Source organism: Micromonospora sp. ZG13 (assembly GCF_059359355.1).
Map to the genome: position 1 here is coordinate 22,111 of NZ_JCADBQ010000011.1, position 24,586 is coordinate 46,696.

Genomic DNA, 24,586 nt, shown 5'->3' on the forward strand with positions numbered 1-24,586 from the left:
GAGCCTAACCGGCGAGATCACTTCCGGCCCGGTGGACGCGGTGCCGGCTCACCGCTCGCCGGCGTCCCACCGGCGTGGGCCGTTCTCCCAGCCCGGGTCGCTCCAGGGGTCCACGGGGCTCTCGGAGGGCCGCCTCGGCACGGCGGGCGGCCAGTCGCCGACCGGGTCGGCCGGGGACGCCGTCCAGCCCGAGCCGATCCGGGCGTCACCGGCGGGGACCGGTTCCGCCGCGGCGCCGACCGCCGGCCGCCCGTACGCCTCCACCAGCCGGGTGACCAGCAGCCCGACGCCGAGCGCCGCGGCGCCGACCGCCCACCGGCTGACCGTCCAGCCGCGGGCCCGCGCGTACGCCAGGAGGACCGTGACCAGGCAGACCGCCAGCAGCGTGCCGAATACGCCGCCGCGCCGGCCGAAGGCGCTGGTGCCGGCGAGCAGCGCCAGGCCGACCGCGAGCACCGTCCAGTCGAGCCCGGGGTTCGGCGCGACCGGGGCGATGTCCCGGCTGGCGACGAGCATGCCGGCCAGCGCGGCCAGCACCGTGGAGCCGACGAACGCGCCGGTGGTGACGACCGCCGCCACCGCGCCCCGGCGGCGGGCCGGGTCCACGACCGGGCGGAACCGGCCGACCATCCGGCGGACGGCCCGCACCGACCCGAACAGGCCGCCGAGCACCGCGACGGCCGCGAACCCGACGAAGAGGTGCAGGGCACCGCGCTCCGGGTCGTAGTCGCCCTGCGGCAGCACCGACGCGGAGCGCTGCTGGATGTAGACGATCACCCCGCCCGCCCCGGCGAGGGACGCGGCCCAGCCGGGAACGTGCAGCACCACCACGACCAGCCCCAGGGCGAGGCCGCCCAGCGCGGCGACCAGCAGGGCCGGGCCGACGGCGGCATTGACGCCCCGGTCGCCCTGCTCGGCCACGTGCAGCGCGGCGGCGACCGCCACGGGCCCGACGGCCAGGTTCACCGCCGCCGTACGCAGGGTCAGCCCGGCGGCCAGCGCCAGCAACCCGAGCACGACCGCGTCGAGGAGCAGGGAACGCAGCCCGTCGCCGCGCAGCGCGGCCGGTTCCTCCGCCCAGAGCAGGTACGCGAGGACGCCCAGCCCGGCCAGGAGCAGCAGTTCCCAGACGACGTGCACGGCGAACCGGTCGCGCCCGGGCTCGCCGTGCGCGGGGTCGTCGAAGACGTTCTCCAGGACCGAGGCGGGGATGCCGGACGAGGGCTCGGGGGACGGCTCCCGCCCCGGTTCGTCGTACCGCATGACGCCGCCTCCCACATGGCCGCCCGTCCAGCCAGGTCCGACGCACGGGCGGACCGGGGCGGCGTTGCTCTCCGGTCGCAGGCACCGTACCCGCGTGGAAGGCCGGGCGTAACCCCCCGCGATCAGCGCGGACCGGGGCGGCCCTCCCGGTTGCCGGGCTCGCGGTCCTCGTCGTCCTCCTGCTCCGGAACCCGGCAGGAGCGCTCCAACCAGAGCGCCGCCGCCACCAGCGCCAGGGCGGCGAGCAGGCCGGCGCCGGCCACCGGCCGGTCGCCCACCGCGGCGTCGGTGCGCTCCACGAAGAGCCAGCCGGTCAGCCCGGCGTAGAAGCCGGCGAAGATCGCGCCGGCCAACGCCGACGCCTTGGCCAGCACCACGAACCGGGCCACCAGCAGCGGATTGACCGGGTCGCGGCCCGGCCGGCGCTCGATGCGCGCCCGGGTGTTGGCCGCGGCGTACGCCTCCAGCACGGCCAGTGCGGCGAGCGTGACCACGGGCAGCCAGGGCAGCTCCGGCAGGTAGTCGTAGTAGAGGGTGCTGATCAGCAGCCAGGCCAGCGCGGCGGCGCCGAGGCCGGCCACGAGCAGGGTGGAGGCCCGGGTGGGGCCCATCCGGGACCGCTCGGGCCCCGTCCCGCCGGGTCCTGGGGACTGCGCCTGCGTCATGCCGGCCGGCTCCACTGGGTCATGCCGTCGACTCTATCGCCAGATCCGGCCGGGGGCGCAGATCCAGCGCGTCGTCGGCGGCGGGACCGTTGTTGAGCAGGTCGGTCAGCCAACCGTGCCCGGGCAGCCGCCCGTAGGGCTGGAGGTCGATCCACGGCCGCAGCACGAAGGCCCGCAGGTGGGCCCGGGGGTGCGGCAGGGTCAGCTCGGGGTCGTCGCTGAGCACGGGCTCGTCGCCGTCGCGCCACACCGCGACGACGTCGACGTCCAGGGTGCGCGGCCCGAAGCGCCGCTGCGGGTCGCGGGTCCGCCCGGCGGCGCGCTCCGCCGCCCGGGCCCGCTCCAGCCAGTCGTACGGGCCCGCGGCCGGGTCCTCGGCGAGCAGCACCGCGTTGAGGTACGCGGGCTGGTCCGCGTCCCCCCACGGTGGAGTCTCGTAGACGCCGGAGACCAGCAGCACGCTGTCGCCGAACGTCGCGACGGCGGAGCGCAGGTGGGCCAGCCGGTCGCCGAGGTTGCTGCCCAGGGAGAGGACGGCGCGGGTCACCGGTCCCGCCGCCGCGTCATCGTGACGGCCACGTCGGTGAAGGCGTGCGGCACGGGCGCCTCCGGCTTGTGTACGGTGACCGTGGCGACCTCGACGCGGGGGTCGGCCAGGCACACGGTCAGCAGCCGGTCGGCGAGCGTCTCGATCAGGTTGACCGGCTCGCCGGTCACCACCGCGACCAGCCGTTCGGCCAGTTCGCCGTAGTGGACGGTGTCGCCCACCTCGTCGGAGCGGGCCGCCGGGGCGAGGTCCATCTCCAGCACGGCGTCGACGACGAAGTCCTGCCCCTGCTCGCGTTCGAAGTCGTACACCCCGTGCCGGCCGTGCGCCCGCAGGCCGGTCAGCTGGATCCGGTCGGTCATCGGTCTCCTCCGTGGTCGGCGGTACGGTCCCGTCCGGCGCCGGCGTGGGCCGCCGGGACCCCGCCGGTGGACGCGGACGCCAGGCGGGGCGCGCCCGTGGCCTGCCAGACGGCGAGGGCGTCCACGGTGGCCCGGACGTCGTGCACGCGTACGCCCCAGGCGCCCGCGGCAACCGCGAGCAGGCTGGTGGCGACGGTGGCCACGTCGCGGTCGTCCGTGGGGCGCGGGGTGCCGTCGGGGCCGGCCAGCAGCCGCCCCAGGTACGACTTGCGGCTGGACGCGAAAAGCAGCGGGAAGCCCAGGTCCAGCAGGTCGGACAGGTGCCTGCTCAGCTCCCAGTTGTGCGCGGCCGTCTTGGCGAAGCCGAGGCCCGGGTCGATGACGATGCGGTCGGCGCCGACCCCCGCGCGCAACGCCTCGTCGACGCGGTGGCGCAGCTCGGCGCGCACGTCGGCGACGACGTCGCCGTAGCGGGCCAGCTCCCCCATCTGGCGGGAGTGGCCCCGCCAGTGCATCAGCACCCAGGGGCAGCCGGCGTCGCGCACCACGCGGGCCATGTCGGGGTCGGCGAGGCCGCCGGAGACGTCGTTGACCACGGCCGCACCGGCGGCGAGGGCCGCCTCGGCGACCCGCGCGCGGGTGGTGTCGATGCTGACCGGCACGCCGGCGGCGGTCAGCTCCCGGATCACGGGGACGACCCGGGCCGTCTCGGTCGCCGCGTCGACGCGGTCGGAACCGGGCCGGGTGGACTCGCCGCCGACGTCCACCAGGTGGGCGCCCTCGGCCCGCAACCGCACGCCGTGTCCGACGGCGGCATCGAGGTCGGCGTACCGTCCGCCGTCGGAGAAGGAGTCGGGCGTGACGTTGAGGACGCCCATCACCACCGGGGCCGAGGCCCGTACCAGATCGGTCACGGCTAGACGGTACCGGTCGCGCGGACCTCCCCGGATCGGCCGGGTCGAGGGCGGTGACATGCGCATTCGAACAGGTGTACGATCGGTCCGTCCGGGCTGGATCGGGCAGACTCTTCGCGGCTTGTCGCAAACAGTGGGTGCCCGTACGCTTTGGAATTGCCCGGCATCGAGATGGCGAAGCCTGGAGGGAGGGCCGAAGCGGGAAAATCCGCCCAAAGCTCACCACCCTCCGTGGTGGGTAACGAACGCAGGGTCGCCGACGCTGCGCACAGGGAGCACCGTTCCCGCCAGGCATGCCTACTGCACCACCGCGGCGCCGCCGGCCGCGACTTGGGGAGGTTCCAGTGATCGCCATCGAGCTGATGGAGACGGCGACGTCCGCCGCCGCCCACACGCTCTCCACCCTGGCGTCGACTCCACTCGCCGAGCCCGCGCCCAAGGGCATCGACACCGAGGGTGTCGTCACATTCTTCGCCAGCAAGATCGCACCGATCCTGCTGGCCGTGCTGGGCGTCATCTTCATCGGGCGGGCCAGCCGGGGTGAGATCTCCAAGGTCCTCACCAGTTCGGCGATCGCGATCGTCGGGCTCGCCTTCATCGCCGGAGCCGCCACACTCTTCTTCATCGGCGACTACCTGATCGACCTGATCTTCGAATAGGCGCGGGCACGAGATGCGGCTGCGCACCGACGACGACATCTACCGGGCTCGCCTGGTCTACCTCGGGCCGCCCGGCTACACCCTTCCCGTCCACCTGCCGTACGCCCAGTACGGGCTGTTCATGCTGCTCGTTCCCCTCTACATGTTCATCCACTGGCTGTTCACGTTGCAGGTGGAGCTCTTCCCCGCCTGGGAGATCGCGCTCGCCATCGTGAGCACCTCGTTCATCTTCCGGTACGTCGACCCGGACCGGCCCGCGCGCATGGTGATCCGCACCGCGCTGACCGACTGGCGGCGGACCCGGGAGCCGGCCGCGGAGCAGCGGGACCCCCGCCTGGTCGGCAGTCGGATCAGGATCCGGGAGGAACTGGCATGACCGGTCGCACCCCGACCAGGCAGTCGAACGACGCGGATGAGGCGGTCGCATGAATCGCAGTTCCACGCCGGGTTCCCCGGCAGGGCGTCCGGCCGTCCCGCACGGTAACCGTGCGCGGTCGTTCGACTACCCGGACGAGCCCGAGGTCGACGAGGTCGTCCTCGACCCGGCCCTGGTGACGACACCCGGGCACGGCGGAGTGGGCGTGTTCCAGGCACCCCGTCCGGCGCCGCGCCGGACGCCGCCGGCCGAGCCGCAACCCGTCGGCGACGGCGCCGACATCGACTCGCCCTTCCTCGACCTGTTCGGCGGGGCGCGCCCCGGCGCGCCCCGCCCGGCGGCGCCCCCGCAGCGGGCCAGCGGACGCGAGCACGCCGCGGCCCCGCCGCAGCCGGCGGCGCTCCCGGCGGCCCCGACTCCCCCGCCGGCGCGCGCGGGTCGACAGAGCGACGTGGCCCACCCGCGCGAAGCCGCCGACCCGGTGCCCTCCCCGGTGGCACCACCAGTCGACCGGCCGGCTGCCGCCTACGAGCAGCCCGTCCGGCCGGCCAGGTCCCGGGTGCCGCACCAGCCCGGGGACCGGCTGCCCACGCTCCGCCCACCGGCGCAGGACACCACCGCCGCCGTGCCGGCACCGCCGCCCGGTCGACCCGCGCCTCTCGAGGCGGCTCCGGTCGAGCCGCCCGCGCCGGAACCCGTGGCCGGGCCAGCGTCCCGCCGTGACGGGGAACGCCCGACGGAGCGGACCGGCCGGGAGGTAGCGCCGCCCCGGCAGCGCTCCGCCGGCCGGCGCAGCCAGCCCACCAAGCCCGCCCGGGTCAAGGCACCGAAGATCAAGTTCGGCGACCGGGACCCGGCGGTCGAGCTGGCCATCACCGAGATCGCCGGCCACCTCACCTTCACCCCCAACACCGTCACCGCCTGGTACTGGCTGCCGGAGGTGCGTTGGGCGTTCCGCCCGGACGCGGAGCGGGAGGCGCTGCTGTCGGCGATCTCCGAGCAGTACGCCGGGCTCGCCGGCTTCCGGCTGCACCTGCGACGCACCACCCGGCCCTTCCCGGCCGACGAGTGGGCCCGCACCATCGACGCGCACACCCCCGCGCCGCTGCCCGACGTGCCCGGCACCGCCGGCTGGGGCGACCACCTCGTGGCCGCGCAGCGGCACCTGCTCTCGGTCAACCACGCCGAGGGGCAGACCTACCTCGGCGTCACCTTCGCCCGACGCTCCCTCGGCGACTCGCTCACCGAACGGCTGCTGCGCACCTTCGGCCGGGGCGTCGCCGAGGGCGAGCGCCGCAAGCTCGGCCGCACCGTCGAGCAGTTCGACGAGGTGCTCGGCGCGTTCGGCATGCGCGGCCGGCGCGTCACCGCCCAGGAGTTGGAGTGGCTGCTCTACCGCTCGGTGGCGCTGTGCATGGCGCCGCCCGGGGAACTCTCCCCGCTCACCGACGGCCGGTGGGAACGTGGCGACCTGCTCGCCCTCACCGAGCAGGTCGAGCGCTACCGCACCCCGTACGGCTCGACCGTCAAGCTGGTCAACCGGATGACCGGCGAGGAACGGCACGTCGCCGTGCTGGCGGTCGGCCGGATGGAGCCGCTGGAGATCCCCGAGCGACACGAACCCTGGCTGCACTTCCACGAGCGGCTGCCGTGGCCGATGGAGCTCTCCACCCGCGTCGACATCCTCGGCTCCGGCGACTCCTTCCGTAACCTCGAACACCGGCTGCGGATGATCCGCTCCCAGCAGCTCGACTACGCCGAGCACGGCATCGACGCCCCGCCCGAGCTGGAGCGGCTGGCCAAGCGGGCCCTGGTGATCGGCGACGAGATGACCACCGGCCTGCCGGTCGACTCCGCCCGCGCGCACGGCTGGCACCGGATCGCCGTCGGCGGCCGCAACCGCGAGGAGTGCCTGGAGCGGGCCCGCCGGCTCATCCAGCTCTACTCGCGCGAGCTGCGGATCTCGCTGCAACATCCGAAGAACCAGGACTGGCTGGCCCGCGAGTTCATCCCCGGCGAGCCGATCGCCAACACCGGCTACGTCCGGCGGATGCCGGTCAACCTGCTCGCCGCCGCGCTCCCCCAGGCCGCCAGCACCGTGGGCGACCGGCGCGGCGACCTCATCGGACGCACCGCCGGCACCTGCCGCCGGCCGGTCTTCCTCGACCTGCACTTCCCGATGGAAGTACGCGAACGCTCCGGGCTCGCCGTCTTCGTCGCCGAACCGGGCGGCGGCAAGTCGACCCTGCTCGGCGCACTCGGCTACCTCGCGGCCCGACGCGGGGTGCAGGTGACGCTGCTCGACCCGTCCGGCCCGCTCGCCCGCCTCTGCGCCATGCCGGAGCTGCGGCCGTACGCGCGGGTGCTGAACCTGACCGGCTCCGAGCACGGCACCCTGGCCCCGTACTCGCTCATCCCGACGCCGCTGCGCAGCGAGTTCGGCACCGGGGCCGCCGGCGACCGGGAGTTCGAGATCGCGGTCTCCAACGCCCGCGCCGAACGGCGGATGCTGGTGCAGGACATCTGCATGATGCTGGTGCCCCCGCAGGTCGCCCGGGAGGCATCCACCGCCACCCTCTTCCGGCACGCCGTACGCCAGGTGCCGGCGGAGGAGACCTCCACCCTGGACGACGTGGTCGCCTGCCTCAGTCAGCTCGACGACGACGCCGGCAAGGAACTGGCCAACCTGCTGCTGGACACCGCCGAGATGCCGCTGGCCATGCTCTTCTTCGGCCGGCCGCCGGAGGGACTGCTCGGCGCGGACGCCGCCCTCACCGTGATCACCATGGCCGGGCTGCGACTGCCCGACCTCAAGATCGAGCGGGAATACTGGTCCGCCGAGGAGTCGCTGGCCCTGCCCATGCTGCACACCGCGCACCGGCTGGCCGTGCGCCGCTGCTACGGCGGCTCGATGTCGTCGCGGAAGCTGGTCGGCCTGGACGAGGCGCACTTCATGGAGGGATGGCGTTCCGGGCGGTCGTTCCTGGTCCGGCTCGCACGCGACTCCCGCAAGTGGAACCTCGCCGCGCTGGTCGCCTCGCAGAACCCACGCGACATCCTCGGCCTCGACGTGCAGAACCTGGTCTCGACCGTCTTCGTCGGCCGGATCGCCGAGGACGCGGAGATCGCCTCCGAAGCGCTCCGCCTGCTGCGGGTGCCCGTCAACGACGGCTACGAGGCCACCCTGGCCTCCCTCTCCACCGCCGACGCCACCAGCGCGACCCGGCTCGGCTTCCGGGAATTCGTCATGCGGGACGTCGACGGCCGCGTGCAGAAGGTCCGCGTCGACGTCTCGTACGTCGACGGGCTGCTGGATCACCTCGACACCACCCCCGCCGCGATCGCCGCGGCGGCCGGAGTGCTGCCGGCCATCCTGCCGAACATGGAGGCGTGACATGGCGCGGGCCCGGGCACGGTTGGCGGCGTTCCTGCTCGCGCTCGGCGTACTCGCCGGGGCGACCATCGGCTGGCCGGCCGTCGGTGCCGCTGCGGCCGCCCCCGCACCGCTGACGGCCCAGGCGAACGCCGACCTCTGCACCACCCCGGAGTGGCAGGCCGACTTCCGCGCCTGCGTCGACAAGCTCAAGGACGTATCAGCAGCCCGAGCAGAGTGTCTCGAGCCACCAACGCCTGGCGCTCCCGATGCAGGTCTGGCTGGCTGGTTTGCCAGCTCGCCACCCGAAGCAACTGCCGGCGTCACCGGCAGATACAGCCTCTATGGATACGCCGGGTACAGCTACACGACGTACGACATCGGTTGCGCCTCCACAGTCCTCCACCCGGATTACAAGTTCACGACCACTGTCGCAAACGGCGAATTCATGATTGCCACTGCGGTGATCGGCGCTTCCAATGCTCTGCGGGAACGTGCCTGGGATCCGCGCTCGATGTGGGGCTGGGCCGACCCGCTGGTAGACCAGGCGACCAAGGCCGTCTACCAGAAGGTGTTCAGCGTCTTCGGCATCGTCACCCTCTGCGTGGTCGGCCTGTATCTGCTCTGGCGCTCCCGCCAGTCGGACATGAGCAACGCGATGACCACGGCGGGCTGGGCACTGCTGGTGATGGTGGCGGTGACCGCCCTGGCCGCCTGGCCGGTCAAGTCGGCCAACATCGCCGACGGCACCCTCGTCACCACCTTGGGTGTGGTACACGACGCCGTGGGGCCACAGATGAAGGAGCCTGGTCCCGGCCGGTGCATCGATCCCAACCCGGAACGGTGCAAGGACAACCGTAAGCCCGCCGTCCGAGCCAGCGACACCGCTACCGAATCCATGCTGTACCGGAACTGGCTACGGGGAGTCCTTGGGTCGGCGGACAGCGAGACCGCCAAGAAGTACGGCCAAGCTCTGTACGACGCCCGGTCGTTGACCTGGGGTGAGGCGCAGTCGATCCGCGCCAATCCGGCGACACGTCAAGCCACCATCGAGGCGAAGCAGCAGCAGTGGATGAAGGTTGCTGAGCAGATCAAGGAGGAAGACCCGGAGGCGTACGAGTACCTCCAGGGCGTTCGGGACATGGACCGGGTGGGCGCCGGATTCATCGCCGTACTGGCCGCAGTTCTCTTCGCGATGTTCGACCTGACCGCCTCGCTGCTGGTGCTGCTGGGCTTCCTGATCTTCCGGTGGGCGGTGATCGCCGCGCCGATCCTCGGGACGGTGGGCCTGATGCGCCCGGCCAGCGCCGGGTTGCGACGGTTGGCGAACGCGGTGGTCGCCGCCGTCTTCAACATCGCCATCTTCGGCACCGGCGCCGCCATCTATCTCTTCGCGGTCGACCTCATCATGAGCACGCCGACCCTGCCCGGCTGGCTCCAGGTGGTGCTGGTCTGGCTATGCGGCGTGGTGGGCTGGCTCCTGCTGCGCCCCTACCGCCGGATCACCCAACTCGGGGGCAAGGACAGCAGCGAGGCGGTCAGCTCGGCCGGCTCGTGGCACCGGCGCTTCTTCCGGGACATGCGCACCGCCGCCCGGCTCGACGTCGCGGAGCCCGGCGGGACGGCCGAGCCGACGACGGGCCGGCGTCGGACCGTGGTGGCGGAGCAGCGCACCCTCCGGCCCGAGGCACGGCTGGAGGATCCGGCGCACGCCGCCACCCGTGGTGGCCCCGCCACCCGTGGCGCAGAGGAGCGGCAGCGGCCCGATGGCCGCGAGCAGGCCACCGAGGAGACGACGCCGACCGAGGACCGGGGGACCTCGCGCCCGGTCACACCCCGGCCCCGGCGGCGGCAGCCAGCCACCTGGACCGAGCCGGACGTGCCGGACGAGAACCCCTCGTTCGCCATCTACCGTCCCGGATCCGCTGAACGCGCGCCTGACCGACCCACCCCGCGGATCCGCTCCGAGGCGCGGTGAGTGCGATGCGGCGGGCGGTCGAATTCCTGGTCACCCGGGTACTCCGGTCCCGGCTCGGCATCGCGGTCGGCATCGCCGTACTCGTATTCGGGATCATCGGAGCGGCGCGACTCGTGTCCGGGCCGGGCGATCCCGCCTCCGGACTCACCAACCGCCCCGACCGGCCGATCACCACGGTCGATCCGACCGCCGGAGACGACGGGGCGTTCTCGACCGGCGCTCCGCCGTCTCCGGTCACCCGCCCCGGCGAACTCACGCCAGAGCAGACCGCCGAACGCTTCGTCGCCGCCTGGCTCGGCAAGCCGGGCACCACGGCGGAGCAGTGGCAGGAGGGCCTACGTCCCCTGTCCACCCCGGTGCTGACCGACAAGCTGGCCGGCGTCGACCCGTCCGGGGTGCCGAACGGTCAGGTCGACGGTGACGTCACGCTCCGGCCCCGTGCCGAGAACTTCGTCGAGGTACTGGTTCCGCTCGACACGGGGCGGCTCCGCCTCGAACTGGTGGCGCCCGATGGGCGCTGGCTGGTGGACGCTGTGGACTGGGAGCAGAAATGAGCGACGGGACGCGACCGCGCGGTCGGCAGCTTCGACTCGGCGCACTGGCCGCCGCGTTGACGGCGACGCTCGCCCTGCTCTGCTGCACCGGCGGTGCCGGGGCCTTCTTCCTCACGGAACTGGGCGGCGAGGCGGGCAGCGGTATGACGTTCGCCAGTCAGGACTGTAAGGAGGAATCCCAGGTAAACGTAGTGGGCGACATGCCTCGGATATCCCAGTACGGCGAACGCCAGCTCCGCAACGCCGCAAGGATCATCAAGGTGGGGCAGGAGATGAAGGTGCCGCCCCGCGGGTGGGTAATCGCTGTGGCGACCGCCATGCAGGAATCCAGACTTCTCAACCTGGCTAACCGGACCGTCGCCGAGTCCGGGAATCTGCCGAACGAAGGTATTGGCGCCGACCACGACTCGGTCGGTCTCTTCCAGCAGCGAGCCGGCTGGGGCACTGTGGCGCAGCGGATGACGCCCGAGTACGCCTCCCGGAAGTTCTACGAGAAGCTGGTCAAGGTGCCCGGTTGGGAGACGATGCCGCTGACCCGGGCCGCGCAGGCCGTACAGATCAGTGCCTTCCCGGACGCGTACGCCAAACACGAGGACGTGGCCGCCCAAATCGTTAACGCGCTGGCCGGCGGAGCTGCCCGGATCGCGTTGATCGACGGCAGGAAGGCGTGCGACCGCGCCGCCGGAGGAGAGATCGCCGCCTCCGGCTGGACGGCTCCCATCCCCGGCGGCGTCGGGTCGGGCTTTCGCACCGCGAGCCGGCCCCGGCACAACGGGGTCGACATCGCCGCGCCGAAGGGCACCGATATCCGGGTAGCGGCCACCGGACGCGTCCTGATCTCCCAGTGCGACCCGGACAAGAGCGGCCGGCGCACCTGCAACGTCGACGGCTGGCCGAACAAGGGCGGCTGCGGCTGGTTCGTCGACGTCCTGCACGCCGGTGGGTTCATCACCCGCTACTGCCACATGGTCAGCAAGCCCCGGGTCAAGGTCGGCCAACTCGTCGAGGCCGGTACGGTCATCGGTGAGGTCGGCAGCAGCGGCAACTCCTCCGGCCCACACCTGCACTTCGAGGTGCACGAGGACGAGGACCGGAGCAGCCGCGGCGCCATCGACCCGGTGCCGTTCATGCGCTCGCGTGGCGCGCCGCTCAAGGGCGCGGGATGAGACGCTCGTCGTCATGAACGACCCGCTTCCCGACCCGTTCGCCGACCATCCGGACTGGGCGCCCCGACCGCCCAGACCGATCGAGATCGTGCCGGCCACCGGTCGCGTCGAGCTGCGCGGTCAGCGCGTGCTGGTCGGCCTGCCCGGGCTGGGCTGGCGCGCTGACCTTCGGGCCGACGACCGGGTGGTGCAGGGCAGTCGAACCTACGTACCGGTCATCCCCGAACACGAGTGGTACCGGGCGGAGTCCGACCAGGTGGAGGTCTTCGCGCCCCTGGTCCCGGTCGAGCGGGTCTGGGTGGAGACGGTGGGGACACGGCGGCCGGACGCGTCGATGGACCGCGAGACGGGCGTCCGCCTGGTCTCCCTGGACGCCCCGGCGCACCGCGCTCCGACCCCCGTCTTCGAGTCGGACGCCGTCACGGGTCGCCGGGTGGTGCACGTCGTCGACTCCGTGGAGCACCGGGACCTGCGAGCCGTCACCGAGACCTACTCCGGCGCGGAAGGCGACATCTGCGTCCGGGTGACGCCGGAGGTGGACTGGTATCGCTGGGCCTGGCGGGGCCAGTCGCCGACCACCTTGGAGGTTCCGGTGCATCTGCTCTGGATTGAGTGAGGACTCAGCTCTCCGGCGCTCCGGCGCAGACCCGCCAACCGTCTCTGTCCTGCGCCTCGAAGCGCCAAGGGTCGGTCAGGCTCTGTTGCACCCCGTCTACGGTGGCGCTACGACGAATGACGGCCGTTACCGTGGCCGCTGATGAGCCGTTCATGACCACTACGATGTTCTCGATATTGATCGAGAAGCTTGTACCGAGTTCCCGTTCACGTCGCTCGACCTGGGTCCGCAGATCCTCGATCGACTGTAGTGGGCCGGCGCAGGTGAAGAGTAGAGCCCGGTTCTGGTCACGCGATACAAGCGCGGCCTGCAAGTAGCTGACGACAGCTACGTCCGGCGAGCCACGGTCGGGTGCCGCGGCCCGGTTGTAGAGCACAAATCCGGCGGCCACCCCGCCCAGGCAGAGTGCCACCACGACGCTCGTGACCACCGTGAGCACGGTGCGCAGCCGCCGCCGTGGCCGCTCCGGTGCCGGGGCCGGCGAGGGCGGCGCCAGGTGGTCGGAGGGGGGCCGTTGCGCCGGTACGCGGGAGACCTGGGAACCGGCGGGGGGCTGCACTGATTCCACCCTCTGAGGCTAGCGGCTGGACGCGGTAGACCCAATGCCCCAGATCCAGCGGATCGTGACGGACCACTCCCCATCGGTGAGATCCACGACATCCCCGGCGCAGTGCCGCCGCGCATCCCGGACGAGTCGGCCCGGCTGGGTTACGGTCTCTGCGCGGGGAGGGGTTGCCGACCTCGGGCGGAGGGGGTGGACGCGGTGGTCGGTCCGAAGGCACGCACCAACCGCGCCGCCGCACTGCACCGGCGGGCCGCCGCCACCGCGACCGCTGCCGCGAGCGTCCTCGACGACACCCGGCCCGTCCCTGCCGACCAGCGCCGCCAGTACGAGCTGGCGGACCGCCTCCGGTCCGCGGCAGCGCTGCTGGCTCCCGGCTGGGCGGGCGCTCCCCTGGAGACGACGGCACCGACCACACCGGCCGGTGAGGGGCCGCCTCCCTTCGTCCGGGTCGGTACGGCGGCACCGCTGGACGACGCCCGGTTCCCGGCGCTGGTGCCGCTGCTCGGCACGGGTCACCTCGCGGTGGACGTCGACGCCCGTGATCCCCGGGTGGCGGGGCTGCTGCGGGGCGTACTACTGCGGTTATTGGCGGCGACCCCGGCCGGGGCGCTGCTGGTCCGCGCGGTCGACGCGACCGGCACGACCCTCGCGCCCTTCGCGCCGCTCGCGGACGCGGGCCTGCTGCCGCCGCCGGCCGTGGACGTGGCGGGTCTGCGGGCCGTACTCACCGAGGCCGAGCAGTGGGTGGCCCCCGGGACGAGCGGGCGTCGCCGGCACGACCGGACGCTGCTGCTGGTGATCGCCGCACTGCCCGAGTCGACCGGGCCCACCGACCTGGCCCGCATCGTGGCCCTGGCCGGGTCGGGTCGGTCCGCCGGCCTGCACCTCGTCGTGGCGGGCTGGCCCCCGGCGGGCGGCCGGGAGCCGCTGCCGAGGGCGACGACGCTGGCGGTCCGCACCGCGTACGCGCTGCTGGGTGATCCGCCGGGCAGCCCGTTCACCGGGCCGGGCGCCGAGCCGCCGGGCGGGCTGAACTCGCCGGTCTTCATCGAGACCGATCCGCCGGGCGAACTCGTCGACGCGGTCTGCCGCCGGCTGGCCGCGCAGGTGGAGGCGGGTTCCCGGCTGGCGCTGACCGATCTGCTGCCGGCAGCCGACGAGGAGCTGTGGACGGCGAGCGGGGTGGGCGGGCTGACCACGACCGTCGGCGACGCCGGTGGCCGGCCGGTGTCCCTCGGTTTCACGGAGCTGACGCCGCACTGGCTGGTCAGCGGCCGATCGGGCGCGGGTCGGTCCACCTTCCTCACCACCGCGCTGCTCGGTCTGACCGCCCGCTACGGTCCCGAAGAGCTGGTCCTCTACCTGGCGGATCTCGCCGACGCCGAGTCCTTCGTGGAGTTTCTCCAGACCGAGCGGGACCGGTCGTGGATCCCGCAGGTGCGGGCCGCCGCGATGGCGGCCGACCGGGAGTACGTGCTGAGTCTGCTGGACGAGCTCGTTACGGAGGTGCGCCGGCGCGAGGAGGCTGGCGCCCGGGCTGGCGGGCAACGCTTCGCCGAGCTGCGCCAGCACCGGGCGATGCCCCGGGTCGTCTGCGTGCTCGACAACCTGCCGCTGCTCTTCGTCGAACGGGACCGGCTGTCCGCCGACGCCGCCGCCCGGCTGGACGCGCTGGCCCGCACCGGACGGGCGTACGGGGTGCACCTGGTGTTGTCCGGCGAGGGCGACCTGGGGTTGGGCTCGCGTACCGACCGGGACTCGGTGCTGGGGCAGTTCCCGGTGCGGGTGGCGCTGCCCGGCGGAGGTGCCGTGCTGGAGCCGACGAACGACTCGGCCGCCGGGCTGCCGGTGGGCAGCGCGGTGGTGAACACCGCCGGCGGGCTCGGCGGGCCCCGGGGCGCGATCCGGGGGCACGAGCGGATGGTCCGGTTCCCGGACCCGCAGGACCATCCCGACACCGTCGAGGCGCTGCGGCACCGGCTCTGGTCGGCCCGCCCGGAGGGGGCGTCCCCGCCGGTGGTCTTCGCCGGCTACGCCCGCCCGCTGCTGCGCAACGATCCCCGGTACCGGGCGGCGCTCGCCGGGCAGGCACCCGGGCCCGCCGCCCTGCTGGGCCGGGCGGTGGACGTGCCCCGGACGACCGTCGCGGTGTCGCTCGGGCCGGCTCCGGGGCGGAACCTGGCCGTGCTCGGCCCCGGGCCGGAGGCGGCCCGGCTGCTGGTCACCGCCGTACGCAGCACGGCCGTGCACCACGCCCCCGGGGGCGCCCGCTTCGTGCTGGCCGCGCCGGACGAGGAGTGCCGCCCGACGGTCGAGGCGTTGGCGGCCGAGCTGGCGGGGCGCCATCCGGTGGAGACGGTGGACCTTCCGGGCCTGCTCGCCGCCGTGGACGACCCCGCGCCGGCCTTCCTGGTCGTCTTCGGACTGGACGTGCCGACGCCGGAGCAACTGCCCCCGGAGCGGCTGCGCGCGCTGCTGCGGGAGGGTCCGCCCATCGGCCGGCACCTGCTGGGCCGCTGGCGGACGGTGCCGTCGTTCGCCGCGCTGCTGGAACCCGAGGGCGAGGTGGACAAGCTCGCCGCCGTGGCCGTGGTGGACCTGCCGGGCGCGCAGCTCGCATCGGTCTTCGGCCGGCAGGTGCAGTGGCGGCCCCGCCCCGGCCGGGCGGTGCTCTGGGACGGCCCCGGCGAGCAGGGCACCGTGCTGGTCCCCTTCGGCGAGGAGGAGGCGGCATGACCCGCGGCGGGGCACGGACCACGGCGGGACAGTCCGCGCCGGGGCAGCGTTCCGGGGCCGACCCGACACCGGAACGCACCGACCCGGCCGGACAGGCGGACCCGGCCGGACAGGCGGACACCGGCGGGCAGGCGGACGCCGGCGGGGACGCCGACGCGGTGGCCGCCGCGTGGACCGAGTACCTCGCCGCCGCCCGTCAGCTCGACGGGGTGCGCCGCGACGCGGCCACCGCAGCCGGCGAGCAGGCCCGGTCGGTGCAGGCCGCCCGCGAGGAGCTGACCGCCGTACGCACCCGGTTGGCCTCGCAGGAGGCCCGGCTGCGCGAGCGGGGCGTACCGCCGATCTCGCTGGTCCCGACGCCGCCGGAGCTGACCGAGGCGGCCCGGGCGATGGCGGGCGGGCCGGCGGCGGTGCTGGCCGCGTTGCGCGCAGCCCGGGGCCGGGCGGACGCCGCGGACGCGACGCTCTCCGCGCGCGGACTGCCCCGTCTGGCCGCCTGGCCGCCGCACCTGCGGAACCTGCTCGTGTACGGGCCGCTGGCGCTGCTGGTGCCGGCGATCCAGGTGGCGTTGTTCGTGGCGACCGGCACCGGGGCGGCCAGCGTGGCCGCGTTGGTCTGCGGTCTGCCGATGCCGGCGGTGGCGTTCGCGGCGGGCTGGATCGGCGTGGGGCGGCTCTTCCCGCCGCCGGACGGCGGCCGGGTGGCGCGCACGGCCCGGCTGGGCGCCCTGGTGTGCCTGGTCCCGGCGGTGCTGGTCAGCGCGGGCCTGTTGCTCGCGATGCTGGCCGGCTGAGCACCACCGCCCAGAGCGACGGCCGGCCGACCCGGGTTGCGGGCGGCCGGCCGGTCGTGCGGTGTCAGCGGGGGATGATCAGCGCCATCGCCTCGGCGCGGGACTTGGCGTCGCGCTGAAGGGTGCCGCGTACGGCGGACGTGATGGTCTTGGCGCCCGACTTCTGGATGCCGCGCATCGCCATGCACATGTGCTCGCACTCGAGCACCACCACCACGCCGCGCGGCGCGAGCCGCTCCATGAGCAGGTCGGCGATCTGGGAGGTGAGGCGCTCCTGCACCTGCGGCCGGCGGGCGAAGACCTCGACCAGCCGGGCCAGCTTGGACAGGCCGGTGATCCGGCCGTCCGGCCCCGGGATGTAGCCGATGTGGGCGCTGCCCCGGAACGGCAGCAGGTGGTGCTCGCAGAGGCTCATCACGTCGATGTCCCGGACGAGCACCAACTCCTCGTGGTTGGCCTCGAAGGTGGTGCTGAGCACCTGGGCCGGGTCGACCCGGAGGCCGGCGAAGAGTTCCGCGTACGCGCGGGCGACCCGGGCCGGCGTCTGCTGGAGCCCGTCGCGGTCCGGGTCCTCCCCGACGGCGATGAGGATCTCGCGGACCGCCTTCTCGATCCGCCCGAGGTCCATGGTCTCCTCGATGGGCCTGCCGGTGAGCTTGCCGCTGATCAGGCGCGCGGCGACGTAGTCGAGGGTGTCGTCGCCGTCCGGCTCGGTCGCGGAGACGGCCAGTTCCCGGTGCTCCCGGGAACTGGCCGTCGGGTCGGTGCTCAGTGCGTACCGTCCGAGTTGTTGGAGTTGCTCGCGGTGCCGCCGCCCACCGTGGCCTGGGCGCCGTCGGCCTGGGCCTGCACCTTCAGCGCGTCCTTCTCGGCCGGCGTGAGCACCGGCGGCTCGGTGGAGGGCTGGCGCTTGCCGAAGCCGTTGTACGGCGCCATCGGCGGCCGCTTGGCCACCCGGGCGCAGATCCGGGCCATGTCGGCGGTGGAGAGGGTCTCCTTCTCCATCAGCTCCAGCACGATGTTGTCCAGGACGTCCCGGTATTCCACCAGGATCTCCCAGGCCTCGTCGTGGGCCAGCTCGATGAGCGCCCGCATCTCGCCGTCGATCTCGGCGGCGACGGCGTCGGAGTAGTCCCGCTCGTGGCCCATGTTGCGGCCGAGGAACGGCTCGTCGCCGCTGGTGCCGTACTTGATCGCGCCGAGCTTGGAGCTCATGCCGTACTGCGTGATCATCGCGCGGGCCAGCTGGGTGGCCTTCTCGATGTCGTTGCCGGCGCCCGTGGTCGGCTCGTGGAAGACCAGTTCCTCGGCGGCCCGGCCACCCAGCGCGTACGCCAGGGTGTCGACCATCTCGGCGCGGGTCTGGGTGTACTTGTCCTCGGTGGGCAGGACCAGGGTGTGGCCCAGCGACCGACCGCGGGACAGGATCGTCACCTTGTGCACCGGCGCGGCGTGCGGCAACGCCCAGGCGACCAGCGCGTGCCCACCCTCGTGGTACGCGGTGATCTTCTTCTCCTGGTCGCTCATCACCCGGGTGCGGCGCTGCGGACCGGCGATCACCCGGTCGATCGACTCCTCCAGGGAGTCGTTGGTGATCGCCCGCTGGTCCTTGCGGGCGGTGAGCAGCGCGGACTCGTTGATCACGTTGGCCAGGTCGGCACCGCTGAAGCCGGGGGTACGCCGGGCCACCGCGTCGAGGTCGACGTCGGGGGTGAACGGCTTGCCCTTGGCGTGCACCCGCAGGATCGCCTTGCGGCCCTCCATGTCGGGGGCGTCCACCGGGATCTGCCGGTCGAAGCGGCCCGGGCGCAGCAGCGCCGGGTCGAGGATGTCCGGCCGGTTGGTGGCGGCGATCAGGATGACCCCGCCCTTGGTGTCGAAGCCGTCCATCTCGACGAGCAGCTGGTTGAGGGTCTGCTCGCGCTCGTCGTGACCGCCGCCCATGCCGGCGCCACGGTGGCGGCCGACCGCGTCGATCTCGTCGACGAAGACGATGGCCGGCGCGTTCGCCTTGGCCTGCTCGAAGAGGTCGCGGACCCGGCTGGCGCCGACACCGACGAACATCTCCACGAAGTCCGAGCCGGAGATCGAGTAGAAGGGCACCCCGGCCTCGCCGGCGACGGCGCGGGCCAGCAGCGTCTTACCGGTGCCGGGCGGGCCGAAGAGCAGTACGCCCTTCGGAATCTTGGCGCCCAGGGCCTGGTACTTCGCCGGGTTCTGCAGGAAGTCCTTGATCTCGTGCAGCTCCTCGACGGCCTCCTCGGCCCCGGCCACGTCCGCGAACGTGGTCTTCGGCGTGTCCTTGGTGATCATCTTCGCCTTGGACTTGCCGAAGTTGAGCACCCGGGAGCCGCCGCCCTGCATCTGCGACATGAAGAAGAGCAGCAGGAGCACCAGCAGGGCGATCGGGAGCAGGTTGACCAGCAGGCTCACCCAGATGCTGTCGGACGACACCTCGACGTTGGCCGGGCCGGTGACCCGGTTGTTCGCCTTGGCCTCGAGGACCTCGTTCCAGACCTCGTCGCCGACCTCGTAGGGGAACTGCGCCTCGATCCGGTCGGTGTTGGTGTCACCGAACTTGGCCTTGTCCTTCAGGTCGAGCCGGAGCGTCTGCTCCTTGTCCTGGAAGACGACCTTGTCGATGCCGCCCTTGTTGAGCTGGTCGAGCGCAATGGAAGTGTCCACCCGGTGGTAGCTGGGACCAGCGGTGAACAGTTGACTGAGCACAACGGCGCCGAGGATGACCAGGATGATCCAGACCACCGGTCGGCGGAAGAAACGCGTACGTTCCATGCTGTTGTCGAGCGCCGAGGCGCCCGCATCCTCCTGATCGACGTCCTGACCGTCTGATGGTGTCGCCGCCTGCGGCGGCGGCCGGAGCCGCCGTGCGGGCCGGCTCGACCCCGAGGCGCGAAACTGCCGCGCCGCGGTCATTCGACGGTACACCGTGCACGCGAGGAGTGAGCTTGCGAGCCCCGCAGTGACGCACAAAGGGAACAGCTGTGCGCGCACCGAGCGAGCTTGCGAGCCCCGCGTACGCGCACGATCCGATCATCGTGCGCGCGCGGAGCGGGCCTGCGAGCCCAATAATTACGCGTAGGGCGAACCGGGTCTAGCCGGCGTGACGCGAGCTCCGCGCCCGGCCTCCCGTCCGCCCGGTCCCGCGGTTCGGGGGTCGGGCGTGGAGGGAGCCTCCACGCCACCGGCCTCCACCGTAGTCCGGCTCGCTGAGAGCCCGCTGAACGTCCGCTCGACCGGCGCCGATGTCGCGGGCCGACGCGGGCGGGCTCAGGTCCGGGCGTACACCTCGGGCTTGAGCACGCCGACGTAGGGCAGTTCGCGGTAGCGCTCGCCGAAGTCGAGGCCGTAGCCGACGACGAACTCGGTCGGGATGTCGAAGCCGACGTACTTCACCGGCACCGGCACCTTGACCGCGTCGGGCTTGCGGAACAGCGCCACCACCTCGACGCTCGCGGCCGAGCGGGACTCCAGGTAACGCAGCAGCCACGACAGGGTGAGACCCGAGTCGACGATGTCCTCGACCACGACCACGTGCCGGCCGGCAATGTCCCGGTCCAGGTCCTTGAGGATGCGGACCACCCCGGAGGAGGTGGTGCCCTGGCCGTAGGAGGAGACGGCCATGAACTCCAGCTCGGCGGGCGGCCCGCTGCGGCCCAGCGCCCGGGCGAAGTCGGCCATGAACATCACCGCGCCCTTGAGGACGCAGACCAACAGGAGCCCGTCATCGACGTCGGCGTAGTCCGCCGAGACCTGCTTGGCGAGTTCCGCGGTCTTCTCGCGGATCTGCGCCTCGGAGATGATCACGTGGTCGATGTCGGCGTCGTACCAGGAGCCGTCAGCCATGGCTCCTAGCCTGCCGTACGCCGGATGGCCTCCGTCGGCGGGGCCGCCCCTTTTGGGCGCGGTCCCACCCCGGACGAACCCCGCGAAGGCCGCGTTCCACCTCAGCAGGGACGGGACCGCCAGCGCCGACCGTCGTCGGACGGCTTCCAGTCGGCCGAGTCCCGGCTGTCGGCGGTGAGGCCGACGGCCGAGGCCAGGGCGAGGAGGACGAGGAAGAAGAGGAAGAGCAGGATCTCCATGGCGGCGCTCGCTTTCGCATGGTTGCTGTCGGTTTCGCCGCCGGTGCGCACCGGACTGGAACCAGTTTCCGTCGGTTGCCGCCGCCCGGACAGTGGCAGGATTGCCACCTCCCCTCGATTTCCTGCCAACCGGGCGGTTACCCTCGTCACATGCTCAGATCGGTCGCCGTTCTCGCCCTGGACCGGGTCGCCACGTTCGAGCTCGGCGTCCTCGCGGAGGTCTTCGGGACCGACCGCACCGCCGACGGGTTCCCCGGCTACCGCTTCCACGTGTGCAGCCCCGACGCGGCTCCGGTCCGCACCTCGTCGGGCTTCCACCTGACCCCGCACGCCGACCTCGGCCCGCTGGAGGAGGCGGACCTGGTCGCCGTCCCGGCACACCAGGACGGCACCGTCGTGCCGGCCACCGCGCTCGCCGCGCTGCGCCGGGCCGCCGACCGGGGGGCGTACGTGTTCAGCGTCTGCTCCGGCGCGTTCGTGCTGGGCGAGGCCGGCCTGCTCGACGGCCGGGAATGCACCACCCACTGGCGCTACGTCGACGAGCTGCAACGCCGCCACCCGAGCGCCAGGGTCCGGTGCAACGCGCTCTACGTGCAGGACGACCGGCTGCTCACCAGCGCCGGCACGGCCGCCGGCATCGACGCCTGCCTGCACCTGGTCCGCCAGGAGCACGGCTCCGCCACGGCCACCCGGCTGGCCCGCCGGATGGTGGTGCCCCCGCACCGCGACGGCGGCCAGGCGCAGTACATCGAGGCACCCATCCCCGTGACCCCCGAGGCGCCGACCCTGGAACCGGTGCTGGAGTGGCTCATGCGGCACCTGGACCGCCCGGTCACCGTCGACGAGCTGGCCGCCCGGGCGGAGATGTCCCCGCGCACGTTCGCCCGGCGGTTCCGCGCCGAGACCGGCACCACGCCGCACGACTGGCTGACCAACCAGCGGGTGCTGCTGGCCCGACGGCTGCTGGAGGAGACCGGGCTCAGCGTCGAGGCCGTCGCCGACCGGGCCGGCTTCGGCGACTCGGCGGCGCTGCGGCACCATTTCGCCCGCCGGGTCGGCGCCACCCCGCACACCTACCGGACCACCTTCCGCGAACGCGTGGAGGCCTGAGCCCCGGAGCCGCAGCGACGGACCGCGGCACCGGGAGCGGGGCCGCCGGCCCGCCGGTCACCAGCCGAGCATTCCCCCGCCCACCCGGGGCTCCGAGCCGACCGCGTATCCGCCGTCCGGCAGCCGCCAGATCGCCTGCCCGTGCCCGAAGACCGCCGGCTCCTCCGCGACGGCGATCTCGTGACCCCGGGCCCGCAGCTCGGTGACGGCGGCGCGCCCCTCGGCGGTGGCGACCAGCTCCGGTTCGACCAACACCGAGCGGCCGGCGTGCCAGTACCAGCGCGGCGCGTCCAGCGCGGCCTGCGGGTCGAGCCCGCCGTCCAGGGTCGCCGAGACCAGCTGCACGTGCCCCTGCGGCTGCATGTGCCCGCCCATCACCCCGAACGGGCCCACGGGCCGCCCGTCGCGGGTGAGGAAGCCCGGGATGATGGTGTGGTAGGGCCGCTTCGCCGGCCCCACCACGTTGGGGTGGGCGGGATCGAGGCGGAACCCCAGCCCCCGGTTCTGCAACGCGAAGCCGTGCCCGGGCAGCACCACGCGGGAGCCGAAGGCCAGGTAGGTCGACTGGATCAGGCTGACCATCATGCCGTCGGCGTCGGCGGTGCAGAGATAGACCGTGCCGCCGCGCTCCGGGTCGCCGGCCGTCGGCTCCCCGGCCCGCTCGGTGATCAGCGCGCGGCGGGCCGCCGCGTAGGCCGGCGAGAGCAGCGCCTCCGTCGGCACCGGCACCCGCTCCGGGTCGGCGACGTGGGCGTGCGCGTCGGCGAAGCCGAGTTTCGTCGCCTCGATCTGCCGGTGCAGCCGCTCGGCGAGCGGCAGCCCGGCCAGCTCCGCACCGTCCAGGATGTGCAGCGCCAGCAGCGCCGCCAGGCCCTGCCCGTTGGGCGGCAGCTCCCAGACCTCGTGGCCCCGGTAGCGGGCGGACACGGGGGTCACCCAGGTCGAGGCGTGCCGGGCCAGGTCGTCGCCGGTGAGCAGGCCGCCGGTGCGGGCCGCGTGCGCGGCCAGCGCCGCCGCGATCCCGCCCCGGTAGAAGTCCTCCGCCCCGGTCTCGGCGATCAGCCGCAGGGTCCGCGCCGCGTCCGGGTTGCGCCACCGCTCCCCCGCCCGGGGCGCCCGGCCGCCGGGGGCGAACACCCGGTCGAACTCCGCGAACTCCGGGCCGCTCTGGTCGACCTGCGCGGCGAGCGCACGGGACCAGATCGCCGACACCCCCGGGGAGATCGGGTGGCCGTGCTCGGCGTAGCCGATCGCGTCGGCGAAGAGGTCGGCGAAGGGCAGCGAGCCGAACCGGTCGTGCAGGTCGCGCCAGCCGGCCGGCGCGCCGGGCACGGTCACCGGCAGCCAGCCCCGGGCCGGCATCGCCAGGCCCGCCCGCTGCGCGCCGCCCAACGCGTCGACCGCGGCCGCACCGCGCCCCCCGGTCGCGGCGAGCACCCGCTCGCGGGTCAGGGCCGCCGGGGACCGGCCGGAGGCGTTGAGGCCGTGCAGCCGCTCGCCGTCCCAGACGATCGCGAACAGGTCGCCGCCGATGTCGTTGGACGGGGGCTGCACCACGGTCAGGGTGATCGCCGTGGCCAGGGCCGCGTCGACGGCGTTGCCGCCGCGTCGCAGCACGGCCAGGCCGGCCGCCGCGGCCAGCGGCTGGCTCGTCGCCACCGCGCCGTGCGGCGCGAAGAGCGGCTGTCGGGGGTACGCCATGCGCCATGTCTACCGCCTCCCGGCGGATCCCGCGGCCCCGGAACCGGGCCCCGTGCCGACGGACCCGGCTCCAGGGCGCCACTGGGTCACCGTCCGGCGGAACGGATCAGCGGGGAACGATGGCGGCGAGCCGGCCGTCGCGGCGCAGCACCCGCAGCCCGCCCGGCAGGTGCGCCGCCCCCTGCCCGCGCCAGCCGGTCACCAGCGCGTCCAGGGCGGTCACGTGCCGGTGCGACAGGGCGGCGGGCGGGGCGCCCAACTCCCGGGCCCAGGCGTGCAGCACCCGGCCGCGTACCGCCGCCGGTAGGTCGGCCAGCCCGCGTACGGCGAGGCCGCCGTCCGGGTGGCGGACGTCGGCCAGCGCGGCGGCGGCCAGCCCGTCGAGGACGGCGTTGTCCGCCGCCACCAGCCGGGCGGTCCGGGCCAGGTTGTCCAGCACCCCCGGCCCGAGCGCGCGGACCAGGGCGGGCAGCAGGTCGGCCCGGACCCGGGCCCGGGCGTACGAGGGGTCGGCGTTGTGCGGGTCCTCCCAGGGGCTCAGCCCGAGCACCGCGCACGCCGTACGGGTCTGTTCCCGGCCGACCTCGAGCAGCGGGCGCAGCAGCGGCACCCCGTCGAGGTCCCGTCGGGCGGGCATCCCGGCGAGGCCGCGCGGGCCGGCCCCCCGGGCGAGCGCGAGCAGCACCGTCTCCGCCTGGTCGTCGCGGGTGTGTCCGGTGAGCAGCGCCGCCGCCCCGAGCCGGTGGGCGACCTCGGCGAGCGCACGGTAGCGGGCCTCGCGGGCCGCCGCCTCGGGACCGCCCGGCCGGCCGGCCACCTCGACCCGCACCGACTCGACCGGCGCCAGGCCGACCTCGCGGGCCCACGTCACCACCGCCGCGGCCCGCTGCGCCGACCCCTCCTGGAGCCCGTGGTCGATCGTCACCAGGCCGGCGACGCGACCCGTCCGGGGCGCCACGAACGCGGTGGCGGCGGCCAGCGCGAGCGAGTCCGCACCGCCCGAGCAGGCGACCAGCACCGGCCCGCCGGGCGGCAGGTCGGCCAGGGCGCGGCGGACCGCGACCCGGATCGCGGCCACCGGCGGGGCGAGCGCGGCCACGGGCG

General features: G+C 73.9%; 22 protein-coding genes. 10 read left to right on the forward strand and 12 right to left on the reverse strand.

Going from position 1 to position 24,586, the window contains the following annotated elements; all coding sequences use genetic code 11:
- Positions 1-48: 48 nt before the first annotated feature.
- From AC5L34_RS21290 to folP, 5 genes are all read right to left on the reverse strand, one after another.
- Positions 49-1,263 carry an ABC transporter permease gene (locus tag AC5L34_RS21290; RefSeq protein WP_441176921.1) on the reverse strand — a complete coding sequence of 405 codons (1,215 nt, stop codon included), beginning with the start codon at positions 1,261-1,263 and terminating at the stop codon, positions 49-51.
- 122 nt (positions 1,264-1,385) lie between these two features.
- Entirely contained in the window at positions 1,386-1,928 is a 543-nt protein-coding gene (locus AC5L34_RS21295) for a DUF3180 domain-containing protein (protein WP_089003821.1), read from the reverse strand.
- A 19-nt stretch (positions 1,929-1,947) separates the two neighbouring features.
- Positions 1,948-2,475, reverse strand: a complete 528-nt coding sequence (folK, locus tag AC5L34_RS21300; protein WP_441176920.1) for a 2-amino-4-hydroxy-6-hydroxymethyldihydropteridine diphosphokinase — start codon at positions 2,473-2,475, stop codon at positions 1,948-1,950.
- Positions 2,472-2,837, reverse strand: coding sequence for a dihydroneopterin aldolase (gene folB / locus AC5L34_RS21305; RefSeq protein ID WP_441176919.1), 366 nt, complete (start codon positions 2,835-2,837; stop codon positions 2,472-2,474). The genes folK and folB overlap by 4 nt, the downstream gene beginning before the upstream one ends.
- Positions 2,834-3,751 carry a dihydropteroate synthase gene (gene folP, locus AC5L34_RS21310; protein WP_441176918.1) on the reverse strand — a complete coding sequence of 306 codons (918 nt, stop codon included), beginning with the start codon at positions 3,749-3,751 and terminating at the stop codon, positions 2,834-2,836. The genes folB and folP overlap by 4 nt, the downstream gene beginning before the upstream one ends.
- Positions 3,752-4,095: 344 nt before the next feature.
- Here folP and AC5L34_RS21315 point away from each other — a divergent pair, with 344 nt between their 5' ends.
- The 7 genes from AC5L34_RS21315 to AC5L34_RS21345 are packed head-to-tail and all read left to right on the forward strand — an operon-like array spanning position 4,096 to position 12,473.
- Entirely contained in the window at positions 4,096-4,410 is a 315-nt protein-coding gene (locus AC5L34_RS21315) for a hypothetical protein (RefSeq protein WP_089003090.1), read from the forward strand.
- A 13-nt stretch (positions 4,411-4,423) separates the two neighbouring features.
- A complete protein-coding gene (locus AC5L34_RS21320) occupies positions 4,424-4,786 on the forward strand; it encodes a hypothetical protein (RefSeq protein WP_089003089.1) in 363 nt (120 codons plus the stop codon).
- A gap of 49 nt (positions 4,787-4,835) precedes the next feature.
- On the forward strand, positions 4,836-8,180 hold the full coding sequence (locus tag AC5L34_RS21325; protein ID WP_441176917.1) for an ATP-binding protein: 3,345 nt from the start codon (positions 4,836-4,838) through the stop codon (positions 8,178-8,180).
- 1 nt (position 8,181) lies between these two features.
- Positions 8,182-10,137, forward strand: a complete 1,956-nt coding sequence (locus tag AC5L34_RS21330) for an MFS transporter (RefSeq protein ID WP_494826632.1) — start codon at positions 8,182-8,184, stop codon at positions 10,135-10,137.
- The gene (locus AC5L34_RS21335) at positions 10,134-10,691 is read left to right on the forward strand and encodes a hypothetical protein (protein WP_494826633.1); all 558 of its coding nucleotides are present in this window, start codon (positions 10,134-10,136) and stop codon (positions 10,689-10,691) included. Before AC5L34_RS21330 ends, AC5L34_RS21335 begins: the two co-directional genes overlap by 4 nt.
- Positions 10,688-11,857 carry a M23 family metallopeptidase gene (locus AC5L34_RS21340; protein ID WP_494826635.1) on the forward strand — a complete coding sequence of 390 codons (1,170 nt, stop codon included), beginning with the start codon at positions 10,688-10,690 and terminating at the stop codon, positions 11,855-11,857. The genes AC5L34_RS21335 and AC5L34_RS21340 overlap by 4 nt, the downstream gene beginning before the upstream one ends.
- A gap of 13 nt (positions 11,858-11,870) precedes the next feature.
- Positions 11,871-12,473 carry a hypothetical protein gene (locus AC5L34_RS21345; protein WP_441176913.1) on the forward strand — a complete coding sequence of 201 codons (603 nt, stop codon included), beginning with the start codon at positions 11,871-11,873 and terminating at the stop codon, positions 12,471-12,473.
- Positions 12,474-12,477: 4 nt separating this feature from the next.
- On the opposite strand, the gene AC5L34_RS21350 is transcribed toward AC5L34_RS21345, so the two are convergent.
- On the reverse strand, positions 12,478-12,903 hold the full coding sequence (locus tag AC5L34_RS21350) for a hypothetical protein (protein ID WP_494826637.1): 426 nt from the start codon (positions 12,901-12,903) through the stop codon (positions 12,478-12,480).
- 324 nt (positions 12,904-13,227) lie between these two features.
- Here AC5L34_RS21350 and AC5L34_RS21355 point away from each other — a divergent pair, with 324 nt between their 5' ends.
- Together AC5L34_RS21355 and AC5L34_RS21360 are read left to right on the forward strand one after the other, a co-directional pair.
- Complete coding sequence (locus tag AC5L34_RS21355) at positions 13,228-15,774, forward strand: FtsK/SpoIIIE domain-containing protein (protein WP_494826639.1); 2,547 nt, start codon at positions 13,228-13,230, stop codon at positions 15,772-15,774.
- Positions 15,771-16,568 (forward strand): hypothetical protein, encoded by a 798-nt coding sequence (locus tag AC5L34_RS21360; RefSeq protein ID WP_494826641.1) that lies wholly within the window; start codon positions 15,771-15,773, stop codon positions 16,566-16,568. Before AC5L34_RS21355 ends, AC5L34_RS21360 begins: the two co-directional genes overlap by 4 nt.
- Positions 16,569-16,632: 64 nt before the next feature.
- On the opposite strand, the gene folE is transcribed toward AC5L34_RS21360, so the two are convergent.
- The 4 genes from folE to AC5L34_RS21380 all read right to left on the reverse strand — a co-directional run bounded on the left by folE (position 16,633) and on the right by AC5L34_RS21380 (position 20,671).
- Positions 16,633-17,298: a GTP cyclohydrolase I FolE gene (gene folE / locus AC5L34_RS21365; protein ID WP_357722686.1), complete on the reverse strand. Its 666-nt coding sequence runs from the start codon at positions 17,296-17,298 to the stop codon at positions 16,633-16,635.
- A 38-nt stretch (positions 17,299-17,336) separates the two neighbouring features.
- Positions 17,337-19,361: an ATP-dependent zinc metalloprotease FtsH gene (ftsH, locus tag AC5L34_RS21370; protein WP_357722613.1), complete on the reverse strand. Its 2,025-nt coding sequence runs from the start codon at positions 19,359-19,361 to the stop codon at positions 17,337-17,339.
- A gap of 495 nt (positions 19,362-19,856) precedes the next feature.
- A complete protein-coding gene (gene hpt, locus AC5L34_RS21375) occupies positions 19,857-20,432 on the reverse strand; it encodes a hypoxanthine phosphoribosyltransferase (RefSeq protein WP_089003078.1) in 576 nt (191 codons plus the stop codon).
- Positions 20,433-20,533: 101 nt separating this feature from the next.
- Positions 20,534-20,671, reverse strand: a complete 138-nt coding sequence (locus tag AC5L34_RS21380; RefSeq protein WP_199184607.1) for a hypothetical protein — start codon at positions 20,669-20,671, stop codon at positions 20,534-20,536.
- Between the two features lie 150 nt (positions 20,672-20,821).
- Between AC5L34_RS21380 and AC5L34_RS21385 the strand changes: the two genes are divergently transcribed.
- On the forward strand, positions 20,822-21,781 hold the full coding sequence (locus AC5L34_RS21385; RefSeq protein WP_441176910.1) for a GlxA family transcriptional regulator: 960 nt from the start codon (positions 20,822-20,824) through the stop codon (positions 21,779-21,781).
- A gap of 57 nt (positions 21,782-21,838) precedes the next feature.
- Here AC5L34_RS21385 and AC5L34_RS21390 read toward each other — a convergent pair whose 3' ends face one another.
- Together AC5L34_RS21390 and tilS are read right to left on the reverse strand one after the other, a co-directional pair.
- Positions 21,839-23,482 carry a gamma-glutamyltransferase family protein gene (locus tag AC5L34_RS21390; protein WP_441176909.1) on the reverse strand — a complete coding sequence of 548 codons (1,644 nt, stop codon included), beginning with the start codon at positions 23,480-23,482 and terminating at the stop codon, positions 21,839-21,841.
- A 106-nt stretch (positions 23,483-23,588) separates the two neighbouring features.
- The gene (gene tilS / locus AC5L34_RS21395; RefSeq protein WP_441176908.1) at positions 23,589-24,581 is read right to left on the reverse strand and encodes a tRNA lysidine(34) synthetase TilS; all 993 of its coding nucleotides are present in this window, start codon (positions 24,579-24,581) and stop codon (positions 23,589-23,591) included.
- Between the last annotated feature and the right edge of the window lie 5 nt (positions 24,582-24,586).